The sequence below is a fragment of the Micromonospora sp. S-DT3-3-22 genome, assembly GCF_015354745.1.
GTDB lineage: Bacteria > Actinomycetota > Actinomycetes > Mycobacteriales > Micromonosporaceae > Micromonospora > Micromonospora wenchangensis.
The window spans coordinates 1-25,231 of record NZ_JACGMO010000028.1 but is presented as its reverse complement, the minus strand read 5'-3'; the positions used below and the strand labels follow the sequence as shown (position 1 = coordinate 25,231).

Sequence of the window (25,231 nt, the reverse complement as noted above, 5' to 3'; positions counted from 1 at the left end):
TGTCAGCCGAAGCGCACGGGCAGCGACTCGATGGCGCGGAACTGGAGGCTGTGCCGCCAGGCGACCTCGTCGTCGGCGACGGCCAGCCGCCAGTGCGGGTGCCGGGCCAGCAGCCGCTGCAACACCACCCGACCCTCCAGCCGGGCCAACGGTGCGCCCAGGCAGTGGTGGATGCCGTGCCCGAACGCCAGGTGGCCGTCGCGGTCGAGGCGGACCGCGTCGGGATCGGGGAACCGGTCCGCGTCGCGGTTGGCCGCGCACAGCGAGATGAACACGATCTCCCCGGCCGGAATGACCCTGTCGCCGACGGTCACCTCCTGCTCGGTGAACCGGATCGTGCTCAGGTTCAACGGGCTCTCGTAGCGCAGCACCTCCTCCACGAAGGCGGGCACCCGTCCGGGGTCGGCAGCCAGCTCCGCGCGCAGCTCCGGCTGCCGGTGCAGCAGCAGCACGGCGCTGCTGAGCATCGCCGCGGTCGTCTCGTAGCCGGCGTTCATCATCAGGAACACGGTGGACAGCAACTCGGCGGTGGCCAGCCGGCCGCCCTCGTCGTCGGCGGCGATGAGCGCGCTGATCAGGTCGTCGGCCGGCGCGGTGCGCTTGACCGCGATCAGGTCCCGCACGTAGCCGTAGGCGTCGGCGATCACCTGCTGCTTGTCGGCCAGCGAGGTGCCGACGCTGCCGAGTTCCGCGCTCCACCGGCGGAAGTCGTCGAACGCCTCCTCGGGGATGCCCAGCAGCGAGCCGATGACCGCCATCGGCACGGGCAGCGCGACGTCGGTCACGAAGTCGACCGTCTCCCCCGCGACGATCCGGTCCAACGCGGCGTCGGTGAAGCGTTCGATCACCGGGATCAGGCCCTGCACCCGCCGGGTGGTGAACGCGCCGCCGACGATCCGACGCAGCCGGGTGTGGTCGGGGGGATCACTGAACAGCATGCTCGGCGGGTTGTCGGTGACGTGCTCGTCCGGGTCGACGGCCTGGGCGCGGATCACCGAGGCGATGCGTCCGGCGTCCTTGGACAGCCTCGGGTCGGCCAGCAGCCGGCGCGCGTCGGCGTGCCGGGTGACCAGCCAGGCGTGCACGGCGGTGGAGAACGTCTTGAGCCGGAACCGGTCCACCGTGCCGCCGTCGCGCAGCCGGGCGAACCCCGGGTACGGGTCCTGGGCGAACTCCTCGGTGAGCATGTCCGCCGGGTGGGGGGTCGAGGTTTCCTGCTGTCCGATGGTCATCGGCTCCGCCCTGTCGGTGAGGGGATCAGTGGGGTGTTCGTCGGTGCCGACCGCAGGCAGTCGGCCAGCGCGGCGGCCGTGGTCGGGGCGTCACCGGTGAGGACGCCCAGGTGGTCGCCCGGCACGGTGCGCCACCCGGTGTCGGCCGCCCAGCCCGGCTCCCGTCCGCCGGGCGCCGCCGCGGCCCGCAGGTGGGTGACGGGGACCGCCAGCGGCTGCGGTCGCCAGTCGGCGAACAGCGCCAGATGCCGCCCCATGGCCAGCAACTGCCGGTCGGTGACCAGTTCGGTGACGGTCCGGTCGGCGGCCATCCGGGTGAACAGGGTCGGCATCGTCGCGACGTACCAGGACCCGCCCGGGACGTGCACGTCGACCAGCACCACCCGCTCGGGCGGTGTGCCGAGGTCGTGCAGGGCCGCCGCCACCGCGTGCGCCAGCCAGCCGCCGGAGGAGTAGCCGACCAGCACGTACGGCCGGTCGCCGAGGTGCGCCCGCAGCGCCGCTACCTGGGCGTCGACGACCTCGGCGCGGGTGGCCGGCAGCGCCTCCCCCAGCCGGTAGCCGGGCAGCGGCAGCACCACGGCGGGCCGGTCGAGGCAGGCCAGCAGCCGGGCGTACTGGTAGGGGCTGGCCGGGGCGACCATGCTGGGCAGACAGACCAGCAGCGGGCCGTCGCCCTCGGCGAACACCAGCGGCGTCGCGGCGGCGGCGGTGCCGCCGGCCGGTGCCCGGTCCGCCGCGGCGGCCAGCAGGTCCAACCCGGCGGGTACGTCGCCACGGGCGCAGGCCGCCGCGAACGCCGCCCGCACCGCGCCGTCGTCGGGGTCGCCGTCGGCCCGCCCGGCGAGGGTGCCGGCGAGTTCGTCGGCGGTGACGGCGGTGAGCAGGTCGGCGGTGCCGACGGGCAGCCCGGTGGCCCGCACCAGCCGGTCGCGCAGCTCCACGGCGCTGAGTGAGGTCAGGCCCAGCTCGGCCAGCGACCGGTGCGGGTCGACGGGGGCCGTACCGTGGCCGAGCACCGCCGCCACGTGCCGCAGCACCACGTCGCGTAGCGCGTCCGGGGCCGGGGTGGCCGCCGGTGGTGCCGACGTCACCGGTTGCGGGCCGCCGGTGGTGGTCGTGAACCGGGCGTCGGGCCAGAACCGGGTCCGCTGGAACGGGTAACCGGGCAGCGCCACCGGGGCGGCGCGGGTGCCGGCGAACACCGCCGCCCGGTCCAGGTGCCCCCGCACCAGCAGCGCGCCCATCGCCACCGGCACCGACACCGGATCGGGCACGTCGGGACGCAGCGTGGGAACGGCCGCCGCGTCCGTGGGAGTGCGCAGGCAGTCAACCACCGTCGCGGTCAGCGCCGGGGCCGGCCCCACCTCCACGAAGGTGCGTACCCCGCGCCGCTCCAGGGTGCGGACGGCGTCGGCGAACCGCACCGGCCGGCGGGCGTGCGTCAGCCAGTGCCCGGGCCCGGCCAGGTCCTCGACGGTCAGCACCGCCCCGGTCAGGGTGGACACCACCGGCAGCCGGGGCGCGGTGAACCGTACCCCCGCCACCACCTCGGCGAACCCGGCCAGGGCCGGCTCCATCAGCCGGGAGTGGAAGGCGTGGCTGACGTCGAGCCGCCGGCACCGGTGGCCGCCGGCCCGCAGCAGCCGGGCCGCCCGCTCCACCCCGTCGACCGTGCCGGAGAGCACCACCGCCCGGGGACCGTTGACGGCGGCCAACTCGACGTCGTCGCCGAGCAGCGGGGTCACCTCCGCCTCGTCGGCCCGTACGGCGAGCATCGCCCCACCCGCCGGCAGCGCGGCCATCAGCCGGCCCCGGGCCGCGACCACGGTGGCCGCGTCGGCCAGCGACAACGCGCCCGCCACGTGCACGGCGGTCAACTCGCCGACGGAGTGCCCCGCGACGGCGGCCGGGGTGAGGCCGTACGCCTCCAGCAGCCGGTACAGGGCGACCTCGACCGCGAAGATCGCCGGCTGCGCGGTGCCCGTGTCGTCGAGTCCGCCGCCGTCGGCGACGGCGGCGGCCAGCGGCCGGTCCAGCAGCGGATCGAGGTGCCCGCAGACCTCGGCGAACGCCTCCGCGTAGGCGGGGAACCGCTCGGCCAACGCCAGGCCCATCCCGACCCGTTGCACGCCCTGCCCGGTGAACAGGACCGCGAGGTCACCGCCGCAGGTCGTGCCCGCGCCGACCCCGGCATCGGCCAGCCCGGTGAGACCCGCGAGCAGCCCGGCGCGGTCGGTCGCGGTGACGCACGCCCGGTGCCGCAGCGCCGCCCGCCCGGTGGCCAACGCCAGGCCGAGCCCCGCCGGGGTGAGCGTCGGGTCGGCCCGTACCAGCGTCGCCAGCCGGCCGGCCTGCTCCCGCAGCGCCTGCGGGTCGGCGGCGGAGAGCAGGCACGGCACCGCGGGCAGCGGGGTCACCGCCGGCCCGCCGGCGGCCGGTGCGGGTGGCTCCTCGACGACGACGTGGGCGTTGGTGCCGCTGATCCCGAACGCCGACACCGCCGCCCGGCGCGGGCGGGACCCACGCGGCCACGGCTGGGCGGCGGTCAGCAGCCGCACCGGGGAGTCGTCCCAGCGCACCGCCGTGGTCGGGGTCGCGGCGTGCAGCGTACGCGGCAGCCGGCCGTGCCGCAGCGCCAGCACCAGCTTGACCAGTCCGGCCAGACCGGCGGCGGCCTGGGTGTGGCCCAGGTTGGACTTCACCGAGCCCAGCCACAGCGGCCGGTCCCGGGCCCGGCCGTAGCTGGCCAGGAGCGCCTCGGCCTCGATCGGGTCGCCGAGGCGGGTGCCGGTGCCGTGCGCCTCCACGGCGTCGACGTCACCGGGGGTGAGCCCGGCGTCGGCGAGCGCCCGCTCGATCACCCGCCGCTGGGCGGGGCCGTTCGGCGCGGTCAACCCGTTGGACGCCCCGTCGGAGTTGACCGCGCTGCCGCGCAGCACCGCGTGCACGGTACGCCCGTGGGCGAGGGCGTCACCGAGCCGTTCCAGCAGCAGCACCGCCCCGCCCTCGCCCCAGCCGACCCCGTCGGCGGCGGCGGAGAACGCCTTGCACCGCCCGTCGGCGGCCAGGCCCCGCTGGCGGCTGAACTCGGTGAACCCGACCGGTGTCGACATCACCGACGCCGCCCCGACCAGGGCCAGGGGCACCTCGCCGGAGCGCAGCGCGCGGACGGCCTGGTGCACGGCCACCAGCGCCGACGAGCAGGCGGTGTCCACGGTCAGCGACGGCCCGGTCAGCCCGAGCACGTACGAGATGCGGCCGGAGGCGACGCTCGCCGCGTTGCCGGTGAGCAGGAAACCCTCGGCCTCGCCGGCGGCGTGGGCGAGCAGCAGCGGATAGTCCTGGCCGTTGGTGCCCACGTACACCCCGGTCTCGGTGGCGCGCAGCCGCTCCGGGTCGATGCGGGCGTCCTCGACCGCCGTCCAGGCCAGCTCCAGCAGCATCCGCTGCTGCGGGTCCATCGCCGACGCCTCCCGGGGGGACACCCCGAAGAAGCCGGCGTCGAACCCGGCGACGTCGGGCAGGAAGCCGCCGGAGTCGACGTAGCTGTGCCCCGGGGCGGCCGGGTCCGGATCGTGCAGGTCCGCCGGCCAGCCCCGGTCGGTGGGGAACGGGACGACCGCGTCGCGGCCCTCGTCGAGCAGGTCCCAGAACCGGTCCGGGGTGTCCGCGCCGCCGGGGAACCGGCAGGACATCCCGACCACGGCGACCGGTTCGGCGGCCGACGCGGCGGCCCGGTCGAGTTCCCCGCGCAGCCGGTCGACCTCGCGCAGCGCGTTACGCAGGGCCGCCACGTACTGTTCGGTGCCGGCGCTCACTGCTGACCCACCGTCTGCGCGGCCAGCGCGAGCAGTTCCTCACCGGAGAGCGCGTCGAGGTCGGCCGGCCCCGCCGGTTCGGCCGGTAGGGTCTGCTCGTCGGCCAGGGCCAGCAGCCGGTCCAGCAGGCCGGCGCGGCGCAGCCGGTCGACGGGGAGGGTGCGCAGTGTCGCGCGTACCCGCTCGTCCTCCGGGTCGGTGTCGGCGGCGAGCTGGGTGAGCAGGTGCGCGGCGAGCGCCGCCGGGGTGGGGTGGTCGAACACCGCGCCCATGCCGAGCGGCACCCCGGTCGCCGCGCTCAGCCGGTTACGCAGGTCCACCGACGTCAGCGAGTCGAAGCCGAGGTCGTGGAAGGCGCCAGTCACCGGCACCAGCGTGCCCGGCTGGTGGCCCAGCACGGTGGCGGCGGTGGCCCGGACCAGGTCGGTGACCGCCTGCCGACGGCCCTGGGTGTCCAGGCCGGTCAGGTCCAGCACGGGCGGGGACGTGGGTTCCCCCGCCGGCAGCAGGGTCCGCAGCAGGGCCGGGGCGGTGCTCGGGTCGAGGGTCGCGGTGCGCAGGTCGGCCGCGACGACCACCGGTTCGGTGCTGGTCAGCGCCGCGTCGAAGAGGGCCAGCCCGGCGGCCACCGGCAGCGGGGCGAGGCCGGCGGCGGCGAGTCGGGCCCGGTCGGCGACGCCCAGGTCCCCGGTCATGCCCGCACCGGCCCACGGCCCCCAGGCGATCGAGGTGGCCGGCAGCCCGGCCGCCCGGCGACGCTCGGCGAGGGCGTCCAGCGCGCTGTTCGCGGCGGCGTACGCGGCCTGCCCGGCCGCCCCGAACAGCCCGGCGACCGACGAGAACAGCACGAAGAAGGCCAGGTCGGTGTCGCGGGTGAGCCGGTCGACGACCCGCGCGCCCGTCACCTTGGCCCGCCAGGCCCGGTCGAGCTGGTCGGGGGTGAGCCCGGACAGGACCCCGTCGGCGAGCACGCCCGCCGTGTGCACCACCCCGCGCAGGGTGCGCCCGTGCAGCGCGGCGGCCACCGCATCCGGGTCGGTGACGTCGCCGGCGACCGAGGTGGCGGTGACGCCGATCGCGGCCAGCTCGGCGGCCAGGTCCGGTGCCCCGCGGCGGCCGAGCAGCACCAGGTCACGCACGCCGTACGCGGTGACCAGGTGGCGGGCGACGGCGCTGCCGAGGGCGCCCGCCGCCCCGGTCACCAGGACCGTGCCGTCGACGAGCGGGCGGGGTCCGGTGGTGGCGGCTGTCAACTCCGGGACGCTGGCGACGCCGGCACGCAGCCGGACCTCCCCGTGGCCGGCGGCGGCTGTGGCCGGCAGTGCCGCCAGCGACGCCGGGGTGCCGTCGTGGTCGACGAGAGCCACCCGGCCCGGATGCTCGGTCCGGGCGGCACGCAGCAGGCCGGCCACCCCGTCGGCCGTCGGATCGGTGCCGTCGAAGCCGACGACGAGCCGACCACCGGTGGGTTCGGCGAGCCGCCGCTGGAGGACCGCGAGTACCTCGGCGGTGCCACTGCCGGCGCAGTCGAGCACCGCCGCCTCCCCGGCGGGCAGGTCCGTCGGCGTCCACCGCACCGCGTACAGCGGCGGCGTCGCCGGACCGGCAGCGAGCCAGTACCGTCGGTGTTGGAACGGGTACGTCGGCAGGTCGACGACCTTCCCCCCGCCGTAGTACCCCCGCCAGTCCACCTCGTGGCCGCGCACCCACACCTGCGCCAACCCCGTCACCGCACTGACCGCCTCATCGGCACCCGGCCGGAGCATCGGGATACCGTCAGCCAGCAGGGACGACAGACCACCATCCGCGCTCAACTCCCACCAGGAACGGGGACCAGCCGCCTCGATCGCCTCGTGGAACCGCACCGGCTCACGCACCTGCCGCACCCAATACCCCGGATCCCCCAGATCCTCGACCGTTCCGGTGACGGTCGACACCACCGGAATCCGCGCCGGCTGGAACGACAGGCCCTCCACCACCGCACGGAACTCGTCCAACATCGGCTCCATCAACGGCGAATGGAACGCGTGACTCACCGACAACCGCCGCTGCCGGACGCCCAGCATGGTCGCTGCCGCCTCCGCCACGCGCAGCGTCTCCCGCTCCGCACCGGCGATCACCACCGCCGACGGACCATTCACCGCCGCGACCACCACATCACCGGACAGGAACGGCTGCACCGCCTCAGCCGAGGCCCGCAACGACACCATCGCTCCCCCAGCGGGTAGCGCCGCCATCAGACGAGCCCGCGCCGACACCAACACCACCGCATCCGGCAGGGACAGCACCCCCGACACGTGTGCGGCGGCGATCTCCCCGATCGAATGACCCACCAGAACCGCAGGGTTCACACCCCACGACTCGACCAGCCGGAACAGCGCCACCTCCACCGCGAACAACGCCCGCTGCGCAACACCCGTCCCATCCAGACCCACACCAGAGCCGATCGCCTCATGGACATCCGGCCCCAACAGCCCACACACCTCATCGAACACCGACGCGAACACCGGAAACGCCCGATACAAACCCGAACCCATCCCCACCCGCTGACCACCCTGACCCCCGAACACCAGACCCAACCCCACAGGAATGCCACCGGACGACACCCCACCCGACGACGCAGCGCCATCCGACGACCCCCGGGCCGGATCCACTGTGGGGGTAGGAACCGCACCGGAAGCCAGAGCACGAATCTCCGGAGCGAGCGACGCCGAATCCGCGACAGTCTCACCGTCGAGCAGCACCGCCCGCTCGTCGAACACCGACCGCGTCGACGCCAACGACCACCCCACATCCACCCCCGACACCCCAGCCACCATCGACTGCAACCGCTCCACCAACTCCCGCACCCCGGCGGCGGTCCGCGCCGACACCGGCCACGGCGTCACCCCCACCGGCACCCGCGAACCCGCCGCCAGCGCATCCGCGTCCGCCGGAGCGCCCGTCTCCACCGGCGGTGGCTCCTCCACGATCACGTGCGCGTTCGTCCCACTGATCCCGAACGACGACACCCCCGCCCGCCGACGACCACCATCGGCCACCGTCCACTCCCGGGGCTCCCGCAGCACCTCCACCGAGCCTGACGACCAGTTCACGAACCCCGACGGCTCGGCCAGGTGCAGCGACCCCGGCACCACCCCGGCCCGCATCGCCGACACCATCTTGATCACCCCGGCGACCCCCGCCGCCGCCTGCGCATGACCGATGTTCGACTTCACCGACCCCAACCACAACGGCACCGACCGACCCTGCCCGTACGTCGCCAACAACGCCTCCGCCTCGATCGGATCACCCAACCGGGTGCCCGTCCCGTGGCCCTCCACCACCTGCACGTCGGACACCGACAGACCCGCCACCGCCAACGCCCGACGAATCACCCGCTCCTGCGACGGACCACTCGGCGCCGTCAGGCCGTTCGACGCACCATCCGAATTCACCGCGCTGCCCCGCACCACCGCCAGCACCCGGTGGCCGTTGCGGCGGGCGTCCGACAGCCGTTCCAGCAGCAGCAGGCCCACGCCCTCACCCCAACCGACGCCGTCGGCGGTGTCGGCGAACGCCTTGCACCGGCCGTCCGGGGCCAGGCCACGCTGCCGGGCGAACTCCACCAGCAGGTCGGCGGTGGGCATCACCGTCACGCCCCCGGCGAGCGCCAGCGAGCACTCCCCGGCACGCAGCGCCGACGCCGCCAGGTGCAGGGCGACAAGCGACGACGAGCAGGCGGTGTCGAGGGTGACCGCGGGCCCGGTGAAGCCGAACTGGTAGGCGATCCGGCCGGAGACGATGCTGCCGGCGCTGCCGCTGATCAGCAGCCCTTCGAGTTCGTCGGGCACGTCCTGACCGCCGAAGGCGTAGTTCTGGTACATGGTGCCGACGAACACGCCGGTCGGGCTGCCGGCGAGCGACCCGGGGTCGATACGGGCGTGTTCGATGGCCTCCCACGAGGTTTCCAGCAGCAGCCGCTGCTGCGGGTCCATCGCCAACGCCTCCCGGGGGGAGATGCCGAAGAAGTCGGCGTCGAAGCCGGCGACGTCCGCGAGGAAGGCGCCGCCGGTGGCGTACGTGGTGCCGGGGTGGTCCGGGTCGGGGTGGTAGAGCCCGGCGAGATCCCAGCCCCGGTCGGTCGGGAACCCGCCGACCGCGTCGACCCCCTCGGCGACCACCCGCCACAGGTCCTCCGGGCCGCGTACCCCGCCGGGCAGCCGGCAGGCCATCCCGACGATCGCGACCGGTTCGCTGATCCGGCTCTCCAACTGGGCGACGCGGGCCCGTGACCGGCGCAGGTCGGTGGTGGCCTTGCGCAGGTACTCCACGAGCTTGGCGCTGTCCTCGGCCATCACAGCTCCGTTCCCTGGTCGATGATGTCGTAGAGGCGGTCCACCGGGATCGTGTCCAGGTCGTCGGTGTCCAGGTCGCCGTAGTCGGCGGGTGGGCGCAGTTCGATCAGGAGGCGTTCCAGCCGGTCGACCACCTCGTCGCCGCCCGCGTCGCCGGTGCGCAGCGCCGCCTCCAGCCGGTCGAGGGCGGCCATCGCCGAGCCGTCCCCGCGCTCCTGGTCCGGCCAGCGCAGCCCGCAGACGAAGTCGGCGAGCGCGGCGGGGGTGGGATGGTCGAACACCACCCCGGCCGGCAGCGGCACACCGGCGGCGGCGCTGACCGCGTTGCGGAGCTGGGTGGCGGCCAGCGAGTCCACACCCAGGTCGGCGAAGCGGCGGCCCGGGTCGACCTCGGTCGGGTCGGCGTGGCCGAGCACCTTCGCCGCCTGGGCGGTGACGAGGTCCAGCACCGCCTGGCGTCGGTCGGCCGGTGCGAGCGCGGCGATCCGGTCGGCGGCCGGCTGCTGCTCCCCCGGCGTACGGCGGGGGGTGCGGACCAGGGCGCGGAGCACGGGCGGCGGCGCGTCGACCGCCCGCAGCGCGGCCGGGTCGAGCCGGACCGGCGCCTGCACGGCCCGGTCGTGGGCCAGCGCCAGGTCGAACAGCGCCATGCCCTCGGCCTCGGTCATCGGCACCACACCGGTCCGGGCGACACGTTCCCGGTCATGCGCGTCCAGGGTGCCGATCATGCCGCTGTCCTGCGCCCACAGTCCCCAGGCCAGCGACACGGCGGGCAGGCCGAGGTGGCGGCGCAGCCGGGCCAGCGCGTCCAGGCCGGAGTTGCCCGCCGCGTAGTTGGCCTGGGCGGGCGGGCCGAGCAGTCCGGAGATCGACGAGTACAGCACGAACGCGTCGAGGTCGAGATCCCGGGTCAGCTCGTGCAGGTGCCAGGCGGCGTCGATCTTCGGGGCCAGCACCGTGTCCAGACGTTCCGGCGTCAGGGCGGGCAGCACACCGTCATCGAGCACCCCGGCGGTGTGGATCACCGCGCGCAGCGGGTGCGCCGGGTCGGTCCCGGCGAGGAGTTCCGCCAGGGCGTCCCGGTCGGTCACGTCGCAGGCGGCCACGGTGACGTCCTGCGCGCCCAGGTCGAGCAGTTCCGCGCGGAGTTCCGCCGCACCCGGGGCCGCCGGCCCCCGCCGGCTGACCAGCAGCAGCCGGCGTACGCCGTGGGTGGTGACCAGGTGCCGGGCGGCGAGCGCCCCCAGGCCGCCGGTGCCCCCGGTGACCAGCACGGGGCCGGACCAGCGGCGGGGTGACGGGGCGACACCCCGGCTGCGGACGAGCGTCGGGGTGGTCACCGCACCGCCGGTCGCGGTGAGTTCGGTGGTGCCGGCTAGCAGGGCGTACGGGAACGCCCGTGCCGAGCGGCGGTCCCCGTCGAGGGTGACCAGGCCGAACCGGTCCGGGTACTCGCTGATCGCCGAGCGGACCAGCCCCCAGGCGGTGGCGAGCACGACGTCCCGGTCCACCCCGGAGGCGACGAACACCAGGCGGCAGGGGGCGAGCGCCTCGTCGCGGAGCCAGTGTTGGGCCAGTTTCAGCACCCGTTGTGCCATGGTGTGGGTGTCCGCCGCCGGGTCCCCGGTGTCCGGGTAGGTCAGCGGGTGGAGCAGCACGTCCGGCCGGCCGGCCGTCGAGTCGAGCAGTTCGGCGAGGGTACGGTGCCGGCGCAGGCCGCCCAGCCCGTCGAGCAGCCCGAGTTCGTCGTCGCCGAGCACCGCCCAGTCACCCGGTACGCCGCTCGTCTCCCGCGTCGGGACGCGCCGGTCCTCCAGGTGGAACAGGGCGTCGCCGACGGACGGGCCGGCGTCGTCGCCGAGTTCGATCTCGGCTTCCGTGGTGACGGTGCCGTCGTGGTCGACCAGGGCGATCCGGACGTGCCCGGTGTCGTGGTGCGCGATCTCGACGTCCACGGCGGGGGCGGCCCGGTGCACGGTCAGGTTCGTCCAGCGGACGGGCCGGGCGGGGGCGAGGTCGTCGAGGGCGGAGCGGAGCACGGCGGTGGGCAGTGCCCCGCCGTCGCCGGGTTCGGCGGAGAGTTGCCCGGTCGCGTGTTCGACCCAGGTGCCGTTGGGCCGGGAGGCGATGGTGAAGCCGGCACCGTCCACGGTGACCCGCAGTGGGCCGGGGCGCTCGGGCGGCACCTCGGGGACGAGTTGGGTGACGCCGGTGACGCCCGCGTGCCGGGCGGCGGCCAGCGCCGCCTCCGCCAGGACGACGTGCGGTCCGGCCTCGGCCAGCGCCGTCGCGGTCAGTACGCCGGCGAGGACGAACGAGTCGTCGGACAGCTCCACCGCCGCGCCCAGCAGCGGATGTTCCACCGGGTCGAGCCCGACGCCCGCCACGTCCGTGCGGGGTGCCGGCGTCAGCCAGTACCGCTGCCGTTGGAACGGGTACGTCGGCAGGTCGACGACCTTCCCCCCGCCGTAGTACGCCCGCCAGTCCACGTCGTGGCCGCGTACCCACACCTGCGCCAACCCCGTCACCGCGCTGACCGCCTCATCGGCACCCGGCCGGAGCATCGGGATACCGTCGGCCAGCAGGGACGACAGACCACCGTCCGCGCTCAACTCCCACCAGGAACGGGGACCAGCCGCCTCGATCGCCTCGTGGAACCGCACCGGCTCACGCACCTGCCGCACCCAATACCCCGGATCCCCCAGATCCTCGACCGTTCCGGTGACGGTCGACACCACTGGAATCCGCGCCGGCCGGAACGACAGGCCCTCCACCACCGCACGGAACTCGTCCAACATCGGCTCCATCAACGGCGAATGGAACGCGTGACTCACCGACAACCGCCGCTGCCGCACACCCAACGCCGCCGCCACCGCCTCCGCCGCCCGCAGCGTCTCCCGCTCCGCACCGGCAATCACCACCGCCGACGGACCATTCACCGCCGCAACCACCACGCCACCAGACAGATACGGCTCCACCTCATGCGCGGAAGCCCGCAACGACACCATCGCTCCCCCGGCGGGTAGCGCCGCCATCAGACGAGCCCGCGCCGACACCAACGTCACCGCATCCGACAGCGACAACACCCCCGACACATGCGCGGCAGCGATCTCCCCGATCGAATGACCCACCAAAACCGCAGGACGCACACCCCACGACTCCACCAAACGGAACAACGCCACCTCCACCGCGAACAACGCCCGCTGCGCCACCCCCGTCCCATCCAGACCCACACCAGAGCCGATCGCCTCATGGACATCCGGCCCCAACAGCCCACACACCTCATCGAACACCGACGCGAACACCGGAAACGCCCGATACAAACCCGAACCCATCCCCACCCGCTGACCACCCTGACCCCCGAACACCAAACCCAACCCACCCGACGCCAACGCCCGCACCCCAGAAGCAAGCGACACCCCATCCGCGACCACCACACCGTCAAGCAACACCGCCCGCTCGTCGAACACCGACCGCGTCGACGCCAACGACCACCCCACATCCACCCCCGACACCCCGCCAACGACTGTCGACTCCGGCGGATCACCGTCCGCCCCCGTCCCGGGTCCCGAACCGACCGTCAACGCGCCGAGCTGCCCGACCAGCTCCCGCACCCCGGCGGCGGTCCGCGCCGACACCGGCCACGGCGTCACCCCCACCGGCACCGGCGACCCCGTCACCCATGCCTCCGCCTCCACCGGCGGTGGCTCCTCCACGATCACGTGCGCGTTCGTCCCACTGATTCCGAACGACGACACCCCCGCCCGCCGACGACCACCATCAGCCACCGTCCACTCCCGGGACTCCCGCAGCACCTCCACCGCGCCTGACGACCAGTCCACGAACCCGGACGGCTCGCCCACGTGCAACGACCCCGGCACCGTCGCGTGCCGCATCGCCAACACCATCTTGATCACCCCGGCGGCACCGGCCGCGTGCTGCGTGTGGCCGATGTTCGACTTCACCGACCCCAACCACAACGGCTCCGACCGCCCCTGCCCGTACGTCGCCAGCAGCGCTTCCGCCTCGATCGGGTCACCCAACCGGGTGCCGGTGCCGTGGCCCTCCACCACCTGCACGTCGGACACCGACAGGCCCGCCACGGCCAGCGCCTGGCGGATCACCCGTTCCTGGGACGGGCCGCTCGGCGCGGTCAGGCCGTTCGACGCGCCATCGGAGTTCACCGCGCTGCCCCGCACCACCGCGAGCACCGGGTGGCCGTGCCGCCGGGCGTCGGAGAGACGTTCCACCAGCAGCATCCCGGCGCCCTCGGCCCACCCCGTGCCGTCGGCGTCGGCGGAGTACGCCTTGCACCGGCCGTCCGGCGACAGTCCGCCCTGCCGGCTGAACTCGACGAACAGGGTCGGGGTGGACATCAGCAGCGCACCACCGGCGAGGGCGAGGTCGCACTCCCCGGCGCGTAGGGCGTTCGCCGCCAGGTGCAGGGCCACCAGCGACGACGAGCACGCCGTGTCCAGGGTGAGGACCGGGCCGACCAGGCCGAGGTGGTAGGCCAGCCGGCCGGACGCGACGCTGTTGGCGCTGCCGGTGAGCAGTTGCCCCTCGAACTCGGGCACGGTGGCGAGCAGCGAGCCGTGGTCCTGGCTGCTGACCCCGACGAAGACACCGGTCCGCGAACCCCGGGCGGCGAGCGGGGGGATCCCGGCCCGTTCGAACGCCTCCCACGAGGTCTCCAGCAGCAGCCGCTGCTGCGGGTCCATCGCCAGCGCCTCCCGGGGCGAGATGCCGAACAGGGCCGGGTCGAAGTCGGCGATCCCGTCGACGAAGCCACCCTGGGCGGCGTACGTGGTGCCGGGGTGGTCCGGGTCGGGGTGGTAGAGGTTGTCCAGGTCCCAGCCCCGGTCGGTCGGGAAGTCGCCGATCGCGTCGGTGCCCTCGGCGACCACCCGCCACAGGTCCTCCGGGCTGCGTACCCCGCCAGGCAGCCGGCAGGCCATGCCGACGATGACGACGGGGTCGTCGTCGGTGCGGGTCGGGGTGGCGACCGGGGCGGGGGCGGGGGTGCGGGCGATCTTCGTGGTCAGCCAGGTGGCGACCGCCGCCGGGGTGGGATGGTCGAACACCAGCCCGGCGGGAAGGCGCAGCCCGGTCGCCGTCGACAGCGCGTTGCGCAGTTCCACGGCGGTCAACGAGTCGAAGCCCAGCTCGGTGAAGGGCCGGTCGGCGGGGACCGCGTCGACACCGGAGTGGCCGAGGACGTCCGCGACGCGTTCCCGTACCACCTGGAGGAGGGCGACGGTGAGGTCCGCGCCGCGCCGCCCGGCGAAGACCGTGGTGGGGTCGGCCGCCGCGACGGCCCGCCGGGCCGGGCGACGGACCAGCCCTCGCAGCACCGCCGGTGGCTCACCGGTGATCCTCGGCAGGTCCATCCGCATCGGTACGAGGTGCGGCTGGCCGGTCGCGTCGGCCAGGGTGATCGCGGTGTCGAACAGGGCCATCCCCTCCGACCGGTCCAGTGGGGTCATGCCGGCCCGGGTGATCCGGTCCCGGTCGGCGGTGGTGAGGGCGGCGGTGATGCCGCCGTCCTGTTGCCACAGTCCCCAGCCGAGCGACAGCGCGGGCAGCCCCCGGGCCCGGCGGTGGGCGGCGAGCGCGTCGAGGAACGCGTTGGCGGCGGCGTAGTTGGCCTGCCCGGGGCCACCGAACACGGCGGCCGACGAGGAGTAGAGGACGAAGGCGTCCAGGGCCCGGTCCACGGTCAGCTCGTGCAGGTGGCAGGCGGCGTCCACCTTGGGGCGGAGCACCCGGGTGAGCTGTTCGTCGGTGAGCGCGCCGACGACCGCGTCGTCGAGCACCCCGGCGGTGTGCACCACCGAACGGACGGGATGACTGTCGAGCAGCCGGGCCAGGTCGTCCCGGTCGGCCACGTCGACGGCGGCGACGCTGACCGTGGCACCGAGGCCGGTCAACCCGGCCACCAGTTCGCCCGTGCCCGGTGCTCCGGCGCCCCGACGGCTGGCCAGCACGAGTTCGCGTACGCCGTGGGTGGTCACCAGGTGGCGGGCGACCAGCGCGCCCAGCCCACCGGTGCCGCCGGTGACCAGCACCGGACCGGGGATGCGGGTGGGTTCGGCCGGTGGGGCGGTGACCCGGGCCAACCGGGTGACGGTCCAGGTGCCGGCCCGGACGCTCACCTCCGGTTCGTCACCGGCGGCGAGCCCGGCCGCGACGGTGGGGACCGTGGTCGGGTCGTCGGTGTCGACCAGGACGAGCCGCCCGGGGTTCTCGGTCTGCGTGGTACGCAGTAACCCCCAGGCGGCGGCCAGGGCGGGATCGTCGGCGACACGGTCACCGGCGACGACGACCCGGGTGTCGGCGTACGGGTCGGTCAGCAGGGTGCGGACCAGGGCGAGGGCGGCGGCGACCGCGACGTGGGTACGGCCGGCCAGGTCGTCTCGGCCGGGGTCGACGGTCAGGTGGTGGCAGGTCAGCGGGGCGGGGCCCGCGTCGAAGGCCGGCACCGGGGCGGCGACCGGTGGGGCCGGCACCGGCACGGCCACCCGCTCGTAGAGGTGTTCCTGGCGGGGCCGCCCGGCCGACCGCAGCGCCTCCGGGGAGACGGGGCGGGACAGCAGTCCACCGACGGTGACCACCGGCGCGCCGGACTCGTCGTAGCCGGTCAGGGTGAGGCTGCCGGTCGCCTGTTCCCGCAGCCGTACCCGCAGGGTGGTCGCGCCGGATCGGTGCACCTGCACGTCGCTCCAGGAGAACGGCAGACCGCCGGGGCGGGTGTCGTCGAGCACACCGCGCAGCAGTGGGTGCAGGCAGGCGTCGAGCAGTGCGGGGTGCAGCACGAACGCGTCGGCGTCGGCGTGCCGGTCGGCGGGCAGGCCCACCTCGGCGAGGATCTCGTCGTCGAGCTGCCACAGCCGGCGCAGGCCACGGAAGGCCGGGCCGTACCGGTGGCCGTCCTCGGCCAGGCGGGGGTAGGCGTGCGTGACGTCGATCTCGCGGCTGCCGGGCGGTGGCCAGGTCTCCTGCCCGGTGGGGGCGGCGGGGGGCGCGACGGTCAGCTGCCCCTCGGCGTGGGTGGTCCAGGCGGGGTCGTCGCCGTCGGCGGTGTGCGGACGCGAGTGGACGGTCACCGGTCGCCTGCCGTCGGGGTCGGGCGCGCCGACGGCCACCTGGATCTCCACCGGTTCCTCGGTGAGCACCAGCGGCGCGGCGATGGTCAGTTCGTCGACGACGCTGACGCCGAGGTGGTCGCCCGCGCGCAGGACGAGGTCCACGAAGGCCGTCCCGGGCAGGAGCACGGTGTCGAGCAGCGCATGGTCGGCCAACCACGGATGGGTACGCAGGGACACCCGCCCGGTGAGCAGCACGCCGTCACCGGTGGCCAGTTCGACCGTCGCGCCGAGCAGCGGATGCCCGGCGGAGCGTAGGCCGGCGCTGGTCACGTCGCCCCGTCCGGCCCCGGCGTCGAGCCAGTACCGCTGCCGTTGGAACGGGTAGGTGGGCAGGTCGACGACGGTGCCGCCGCCGTAGTAGGCCCGCCAGTCGACGTCGTGCCCGCGCACCCACACCTGCGCCAACCCCGTCACCGCACTGACCGCCTCATCGACGGTCGGACGAAGCATCGGGATACCGTCGGCCAACAGGGACGACAGACCACCGTCCGGGCTGAGTTCCCACCACGACCGGGGACCAGCCGCCTCGATCGCCTCGTGGAACCGCACCGGCTCACGCACCTGCCGCACCCAATACCCCGGCTCCCCCAGACCACCGACCTGCCCGGTCACGGTCGACACCACCGGAATCCGCGCCGGCTGGAACGACAAACCCTCGACCACCGTGCGGAACTCGTCGAGCATCGGCTCCATCAACGGCGAATGAAACGCATGACCCACCGACAACCGCCGCTGCCGCACCCCCAACGCGGTCGCTGCCACCTCCGCCACTCGCAGCGTCTCCTGCTCCGGACCGGCGACCACCACCGCAGACGGACCATTCACCGCCGCGACCACCACATCACCCGACAGGAACGGCTCCACCGCATCGACCGAAGCCCGCAGCGACACCATCGCACCCCCGGCCGGCAACGCCGCCATCAAACGGGCACGGGCCGACACCAACGTCACCGCATCCGGCAGCGACAACACCCCCGACACGTGTGCGGCGGCGATCTCCCCGATCGAGTGGCCCACCAGGACCGCAGGCCGCACACCCCACGACTCCACCAGCCGGAACAACGCCACCTCCACCGCGAACAACGCCCGCTGCGCGATGCCCGTGTCATCCAGACCCACCCCGGACGAGATCGCCTCATGGACGTCCGGCCCCAACAGGTCACACACCTCGTCGAACACCGACGCGAACACCGGAAACGCTTGATACAGACCCGAACCCATCCCCACCCGCTGACCACCCTGACCCCCGAACACCAGGCCCACACCGGAGGGCACCACCCGGGAGTCGACGTCCGTCGCGGCCGGGGACGCCGGGTCGGCGTCACCTGCCGGTGGGACCGTCGCCGGCCAGCGGAGTTCCGGGGGCACCGAGGCCGAGTCCGCGACGACGTCGCCGTCGAGCAGCACGGCGCGGTCGTCGAACACCGTCCGGGTCGACGCCAGGGACCAGCCCACGTCGGCCGCCGGCACCGTCGGGTCGGCGGCGGCGCTCCACGGGCGGAGCCGCTCGACCAGTTCCCGTACCCCGGCGGTCGTCCGCGCCGACACCGGCCACGGCGTCACCGGTACGGCGTCGGGTTCGCCGGTGGCCCCGGCCGACGGGCCCGCCTCGGCGGGTGACCCGTCGGGCGACGGGTCCGTCACGGCGGGGGGTTCCTCCAGGATGACGTGCGCGTTGGTGCCGCTGATCCCGAACGACGACACCCCCGCCCGGCGTCGGCCCTCCACCTCCCACGGCCTCGGGCCGGTCACCACCTCCACCGCACCCGACGACCAGTCCACGAACCCCGACCGCTCGCCCGCGTGTAGCGACCCCGGCACCACCCCCGCCCGCATCGCCGACACCATCTTGATCACCCCGGCGACACCCGCCGCCGCCTGCGCATGACCGATGTTCGACTTCACCGACCCCAACCACAACGGCACCGACCGACCCTGCCCGTACGTCGCCAACAGCGCCTGTGCCTCGATCGGATCACCCAACCGGGTGCCCGTCCCGTGGCCCTCCACCACCTGCACGTCCGTCGGGGTCAGGCCGGCGGATTCGAGGGCCTGCCGGATGACGGCGCGCTGGGCGGGGCCGTTGGGTGCGGTGAGCCCGTTGGACGGGCCGTCCTGGTTGATCGCGGAACCCCGGACGACGGCGAGCACCGGGTGGCCGTGCCGGCGGGCGTCGGAGAGCTTCTCCAGCAGCAGCATGCCGGCGCCCTCGGCCCAGCCGACCCCGTCGGCGGCGGCCGAGTACGACTTGGCCCGGCCGTCCGGGGCCAGCCCCCGCTGCCGGCTGAACTCGACGAACGTGCCGGGGCTCGCCATCACGGTGACACCACCGGCGAGGGCCAGCGTGCACTCCCCGGCGCGCAGCGACCGGGCGGCGAGGTGCAGGGCGACCAGGGACGACGAGCAGGCGGTGTCGACGGTGACGGCGGGACCGGTCAGGCCGAAGGTGTAGGCGATCCGACCGGAGGCGACGCTGCCGGCGCTGCCGGTCAACAGGTAGCCCTCGAACTCCTCGGGGACGTCGCGGACCCGCAGGCCGTAGTCGCCGTACATGATGCCGGTGAACACCCCGACCGGGGTACGACGCACCGAGGCGGGGAGGATGCCGGCCCGTTCGAACGCCTCCCAGGTGATCTCCAACAGCAGCCGCTGCTGCGGGTCGACGCCGAGTGCCTCCCGGGGGCTCATGCCGAAGAAGGCGGGGTCGAAGTCGGCGGCGTCGTGCAGGAAGCCACCCTCGTGGGCGTAGCTGTGTCCGGCCCGTTCCGGGTCGGGGTCGTAGAGGTCCGCCGGCCAGCCCCGGTCGGTGGGGAAGTCGGAGATGGCGTCCCGACCCTCGGCGACCAGGTCCCACAGGTCCTCCGGGGAGCCGACCCCACCCGGGTAGCGGCAGGCCATGCCGACGATGGCGATGGGTTCCCGGTCCCGTTCGGTCAGCTCGGTCAGCCGCTGCCGGGTCTTGTACAGGTCGGCGCTGACCTTCTTGAAGTATCCGAGCAGCTTCTCGTCGGCCATGTCGGTCTCTTCCGCCCTTGGTCGTGGAATGGGGTCGGTCGGGTCAGTCCAGGGAGATGCCGAGTTCGCGGTCGACGAAGGCGTAGACCTCCTCCGCCGAGGCGTCGGCGAGTTCCGCGTCGACGTTCTCCCCCGCTGCGGCGGGCTCGTCGAGCAGGGCGAGGATGTCCTTGAGCCGGGCCCGCGCCGCCGCCCGCGCCGTCGCGGCGAGATCCGCGGCGAGCACCTCGGCGTGCAACCGGTCCAGCCCGCCGAGCACCGCCGGGCCGGTGTCCCCGGCCTCGTCGGCGAACCGTTCCGCCAGGTAGGCGGCCAGTTCGGCCGGGGTGGGATGGTCGAAGACGAGGGTGGCGGGCAGCCGCAGCCCGGTCGCCGCGCCGAGCCGGTTGCGCAGGTCCACGGCGGTCAGCGAGTCGTAGCCGAGGTCCCGGAACTGCCGGCCCGGGTCGACGTCAACGGCGGTGAGCCCGACGACGGCCGCCACCTGGCCGCGTACCAGGTCCAGCAGGACCGGGTCCCGGTCCTGCGGCGGGAGGGCGGCCAGGTCGACGGTCGGGGTGACGGGCGCGGTGGCCGACCGGGCGGCGGGGACGAGGCTGCGCAGCACGGCGGGCAGCGCGTCACCCTGACCCCGCAACGCCGCCGGGTCGAGGCGCAGCGGAAACACCCAGGCCCGGGGCTGGGCCAGTGCTGCGTCCAGCAGGTCGAGGCCGTCGGCGACGGGGATGGCGGCCACGCCGGAGCGGGCCATCCGGCGGAAGTCGGCCTCGGTGAGGTGCCCGGTGATGCCGCCGACGCCCTCCCACAGCCCCCAGGACAGGGTGGTCGCGGTCAGCCCCCGGGCGCGACGGTGGTGGACCATCGCGTCGAGGAAGGCGTTCGCGGCGGCGTAGTTGCCCTGGCCGGGTGCCCCGAACACCGACGCGGCCGAGGAGAACAGCACGAACGCCGACAGGTTCCGCCCGGCGGTCAGCTCGTGCAGGTGCCACACCGCGTCGACCTTGGGTCGCAGCACGGCGTCGACCCGGTCCGGGGTGAGCGAGCCGAGCACCCCGTCGTCGGAGACGCCGGCCAGGTGCACGACGGCGGTCAGCGGGTGCTCGTCGGGGATGCCGGCGAGCAGCGCGGCGACGGCGTCCCGGTCGGCGGTGTCGCAGCCGACGACGGTGGCCTCAGCGCCGAGTTCGGCCAGCTCGGCGACGAGTTTCCCGACGCCGTCGGTGTCGGGGCCCCGGCGGCTGGTCAGCAGCAGCCGGGTCACGCCGTGCCGGCGGACCAGGTGCCGGGCCAGGGCCGCGCCGATGCCGCCGGTGCCGCCGGTGAGCAGCACGGTGCCCGACGGGTCGAGGGTGGTGCCCGGCCCGTCGGCGGTCTCCAACCGGACCAGGCGGGGCACCAGCACCCGGTCGCCGCGTACCACGGCCTGGGGTTCGGCGGCGGCGACCACGGCGGGCAGCAACCGGCGGGCGGCGGCGGACCCGTCGAGGTCGACCAGCACGACCCGGCCCGGGTTCTCGGTGGCGGCGGTGCGCAGCAGGCCGAGGGCTGCGGCCAGCGGCAGGTCGTGGGGTTCACCGCCGGCGGTCGGCACGGCGTTCGTGGTCAGCACGACGAGGGTACGGTCGTTGTCGTCGGCCAGCCATTCCTGGACCAGGCGCAGCGCCCCGGTGGTGGCCGCGTGCGTGCGGGCGACGGTGTCGGTGCCGTCCGGGCCGGTCAGGGTCACCAGTCGGACGGGGCTGTCGGGGCGCTGCCAGGACGGCGGGTCGTCCCCGGCCGCGCCGACGGCGACCTCGGTCCAGTTGAGCCGGTACAGCGACTCGTGGTGGGTGGGGCGCAGCGCGGCGGCGGACACCGGCCGCCAGTCCAGCCGTTCGGCGACGGCGACGGGTTCGCCCGTACCGTCGGCGAGGGTCACCGCCACCGCGGACTCGCCGACCGGGACGAACCGGGCGCGCAGTTCGGTGCCGCCGGGACGCACCACCCGCACCCCGCTCCACGCGAACGGCAGGCTCGGTTCGGCTGTGGTGAGGGAGTCGAGCATGACCGCGTGCAGGGTCGCGTCCAGCAGGGCGGGGTGCAGGGCGTAACCGGCGGCGTCGGGGCGGGCCGGTTCGGGGAGGGTGATCTCGGCGTACACCTCGGTGCCCCGTCGCCAGGCCCGGCGTAGCCCCTGGAAGGTGGGCCCGTACCGGTAGCCGGCGGCGGCGAGCGCCGGGTACGCGGCCGACACGTCGATCTCGGTGGCGTCGCGCGGCGGCCACTGGCGCAGCGCCTCCACCGGGCCGCCGTCGGGGGTGAGCATGCCGGTGGCATGGGTGGTCCACCCGGTGCCCCCGGCCGGCCGGGACCGGACGGTGACCGCCCGGCGGCCGTCGTCGGCGGGTGGGGCGACGGTCACCCGTAGGTCGACGGCCCGGCCCGCCGGCAGCACCAGCGGCGCGGCCAGGGTGACGTCGTCGACACCGGCACAGTCGACGCGGCGGGCGGCGGTGACCGCCAGGTCGACGAACGCCGTGCCGGGCAGCAGCACCGTGTCGAGCACGGCGTGGTCGGCGAGCCACGGGTGGGTGGCGGTGGAGATCCGGCCGGCGAGGGTCAGCCCGTCGTCGTCGACGTGTTCGACGAGCGCCCCGACCAGGCCGTGGTCGGTGCCGGTGAGGCCGGCGTCGTCGACGCCGCCGGTGGGGCGGGCGGTGAGCCAGAACCGTTCCCGGGCGAACGGGTAGGTGGGCAGGTCGACCACGCGGGCGTCGCCGCCCCGGTAGCAGGCCGCCCAGTCCACCCGGTGCCCCCGGGCGAACACCTCGCCGACGGCGGCGACCAGGGTGGCCGCCTCGTCCCGGTCCCGGCGCATCGTCGCGGTGACCGTGGCGTCCCCGGTCAGCAGGTCGACGGTCAACGGGGTGAGCGCCGCGTCCGGGCCGACCTCCAGCAGGGTGTCGACGCCGGTGTCGCGCAGCGCGGCGACCGCGTCGGCGAACCGCACCGGTCGGGACACGTGGGCCACCCAGTGGTCGGGGTCGGTCAGGTCGGCGGGTCGACCGGTCACCGTGGACACCACCGGAATCCGGGGCGGGTGGAAGGCGAGCCCGCCCACCACGGCCCGGAAGTCGTCGAGCATCGGTGCCATCAGCGGCGAGTGGAACGCGTGGCTGACCGTCAGCCGCCGGCCCGGCACGCCGAGGGCGTCGGTCACCGCGGCCACGGCGGACGCGGTGCCGGAGAGCACCAGGGAGCGGGGGCCGTTGACGGCGGCGATGCCCACCTCGGCGGTGAGCAGCGGCACCACGTCGGCTTCGGCGGCCCGGACGGCGGCCATCACACCGCCGGACGGCAGCGCGCCCATCAGCCGGCCCCGCGCGGTGACCAGGGTGGCCGCGTCGGCCAGCGACAGCACCCCCGCGACGTGCGCGGCGGCGATCTCGCCGATGGAGTGCCCGGCCAGCACGTCCGGTCGCAGCGACCAGGATTCCAGCAGCCGGAACAGGGCGACCTCGACGGCGAAGATAGCGGGTTGGGTGACGGTGGTGTCGTCGAGGCCGTCGCCGGTGTCGACGACGTCGGCCAACGACCGGCCCAGGTGCCCGTCGCAGGCGGCGCAGACCTCGGCGAACGCGGCGGCGAAGACGGGGAAGGCGGCCCGTAGTCCCCGGCCCATGCCGGCCCGCTGCGCGCCCTGCCCGGTGAAGAGGAACCCCAGGTCGCCGGGGCCGGGCGGGACCAGCGGAAGGTCCCCGTCGGCCAGCGCCCGCAGGCCGACGGTGTCGGTGACCACCGCCCGCCGTTCCAGTGGCTGGCGGGTGGTCGCCAGGGAGAACCCGAGGTCGGCCGGGTCGACCCGGTCGGCGACGGTGAGCAGGTCGGCGGCGACGGCGCGCAGGCCGCGTTCGTCCCGCCCGGTCACCACCCACGGGGTGACCGGCGGCGCGGCCGAGGGGGCAGGGTCGACGGTCGGCGGGGCGGCCTCGACGATCACGTGGGCGTTGGTGCCGCTGGCCCCGAAGGAGGAGATCGCCGCCCGGCGTGGCCCCGGACCGGCCGGCCAGGGGCGCTGCTCGCGGAGCAGTTCCACCGCGCCGCGCCGCCAGTCGACGAACGGGGTGGGTTCGTCGGCGTGCAGCGTCCGGGGCAGTACGCCGTCGCGCAGGGCGTGGACGAGTTTGATGATCCCGGCCACCCCGGCGGCGGCCTGGGTGTGCCCGATGTTCGACTTCAGCGAGCCCAGCCACAGGGGCCGGTCGGCCGGTCGGCCCTGACCGTAGGTGGCCAGCAGGGCTTCGGCCTCGATCGGGTCGCCGAGCCGGGTGCCGGTGCCGTGCGCCTCCACCAGGTCGACGTCGGTGGCGGCGACGCCGGCCGTGCGCAGCGCCTCGGTGATCACGGCCTGTTGGGAGCGGCCGTTGGGTGCGGTGAGGCCGTTCGACGCCCCGTCCTGGTTGACGGCGGAGCCCCGGACCACGGCGAGGACCCGGTGGCCGTGGCGGTGGGCGTCGGAGAGCCGTTCGACGAGCAGCATGCCCGCGCCCTCGGCCCAGCCGGTGCCGTCGGCGTCCGCGCCGAACGCCTTGCACCGCCCGTCGGGGGCCAGGCCCCGCTGCCGGCTGAACTCGACGAACGTGCCCGGGGTCGACATGACGGTGACGCCGCCGACCAGCGCCATCGTGCACTCCCCGGCGCGCAGCGCGTGCCCGGCCAGGTGCAGCGCCACCAGCGACGACGAGCAGGCGGTGTCGACGGTCAGCGCCGGGCCGACCAGCCCGAACAGGTAGGCGATCCGGCCGGCGACGACGCTCGCCGCGTTGCCGGTCATCAGGTAGCCGTCGACGCCCTCCGGGGCGCGGGTCATCGTGGTGGCGTAGTCGTTGCCGTTGCCTCCGGCGAACACCCCGACCCTGGTCCCGCGCAGCGACTCCGGGGTGATCCGGGCGTGTTCGACGGCCTCCCACGCCGTCTCCAGCAGCAGCCGCTGCTGCGGGTCCATGCCCAGCGCCTCCCGGCGGGAGATGCCGAAGAACGCCGGGTCGAACTCGGCCACCCCGGTCAGGAACCCGCCCTGGTCGGTGTAGCTGGTGCCGGGATGGTCGGGGTCCGGGTGGACCAGGTTGGCGAGGTCCCAGCCCCGGTCGGTGGGGAACGACGAGATGGCGTCGACGCCGTCGAGCACGAGCCGCCAGAGCTGTTCGGGGGTACGCACCCCGCCGGGCATCCGGCAGGCCATCCCGATGATCGCCAACGGCTCGTCGGGGGCTGCGACGGTGGTGGGGGCGTCGGCGGGGCGGGTTCCGGCGGCGGCGAGGTGCCCGGCCAGGGAACGGGCGGTGGGATGGTCGAACACGACGGTGGTGTGCAGGTCCGCCCCGGTGGCGGCGGCGAGGCGGTTGCGGATGGTGACCGCCGTCATCGAGTCGATGCCCAGCTCCCCCAGCGGCCGGTCGGCGGTGACCCGGCCGGTGTCCGGGTGCCCCAGCGCGACGGCGATCTCCCGGCGTACCAGGGGCAGCAGGTCGGCCGGGTCGAGTTGCCCGCCGGTGGGCCCGGGCGGCGGGCCGGCGTACCCGCCGAGCACGCCGCGTACCCCCGGGGGGAGGTCGGCGACGCCGAGGGTGGCCGGCGTGAGGGCGGCGACCACCGCGGCCGGCAGCCGACCGCCCACCGCGCGCCGCAGCGCGGCGACA

4 protein-coding genes and 1 pseudogene are annotated in these 25,231 nt (G+C 75.0%); all 5 read right to left on the bottom strand.

The features are described 5' to 3' along the window. Positions 1 to 2: 2 nt before the first annotated feature. A complete protein-coding gene (locus H1A17_RS11080; RefSeq protein WP_145919350.1) occupies positions 3 to 1,232 on the bottom strand; it encodes a cytochrome P450 in 1,230 nt (409 codons plus the stop codon). Continuing rightward, positions 1,229 to 5,053: a type I polyketide synthase gene (locus H1A17_RS11075; RefSeq protein ID WP_194821787.1), complete on the bottom strand. Its 3,825-nt coding sequence runs from the start codon at positions 5,051 to 5,053 to the stop codon at positions 1,229 to 1,231. Before H1A17_RS11075 ends, H1A17_RS11080 begins: the two co-directional genes overlap by 4 nt. Then, positions 5,050 to 9,393, bottom strand: a complete 4,344-nt coding sequence (locus H1A17_RS11070) for a type I polyketide synthase (RefSeq protein WP_375372807.1) — start codon at positions 9,391 to 9,393, stop codon at positions 5,050 to 5,052. Before H1A17_RS11070 ends, H1A17_RS11075 begins: the two co-directional genes overlap by 4 nt. Further along, entirely contained in the window at positions 9,390 to 19,505 is a 10,116-nt protein-coding gene (locus H1A17_RS11065) for an SDR family NAD(P)-dependent oxidoreductase (protein ID WP_375372808.1), read from the bottom strand. The genes H1A17_RS11070 and H1A17_RS11065 overlap by 4 nt, the downstream gene beginning before the upstream one ends. 91 nt (positions 19,506 to 19,596) lie before the next feature. Continuing rightward, positions 19,597 to 25,050, bottom strand: a pseudogene (locus H1A17_RS11060) (SDR family NAD(P)-dependent oxidoreductase); the annotation flags it as partial. Between the last annotated feature and the right edge of the window lie 181 nt (positions 25,051 to 25,231).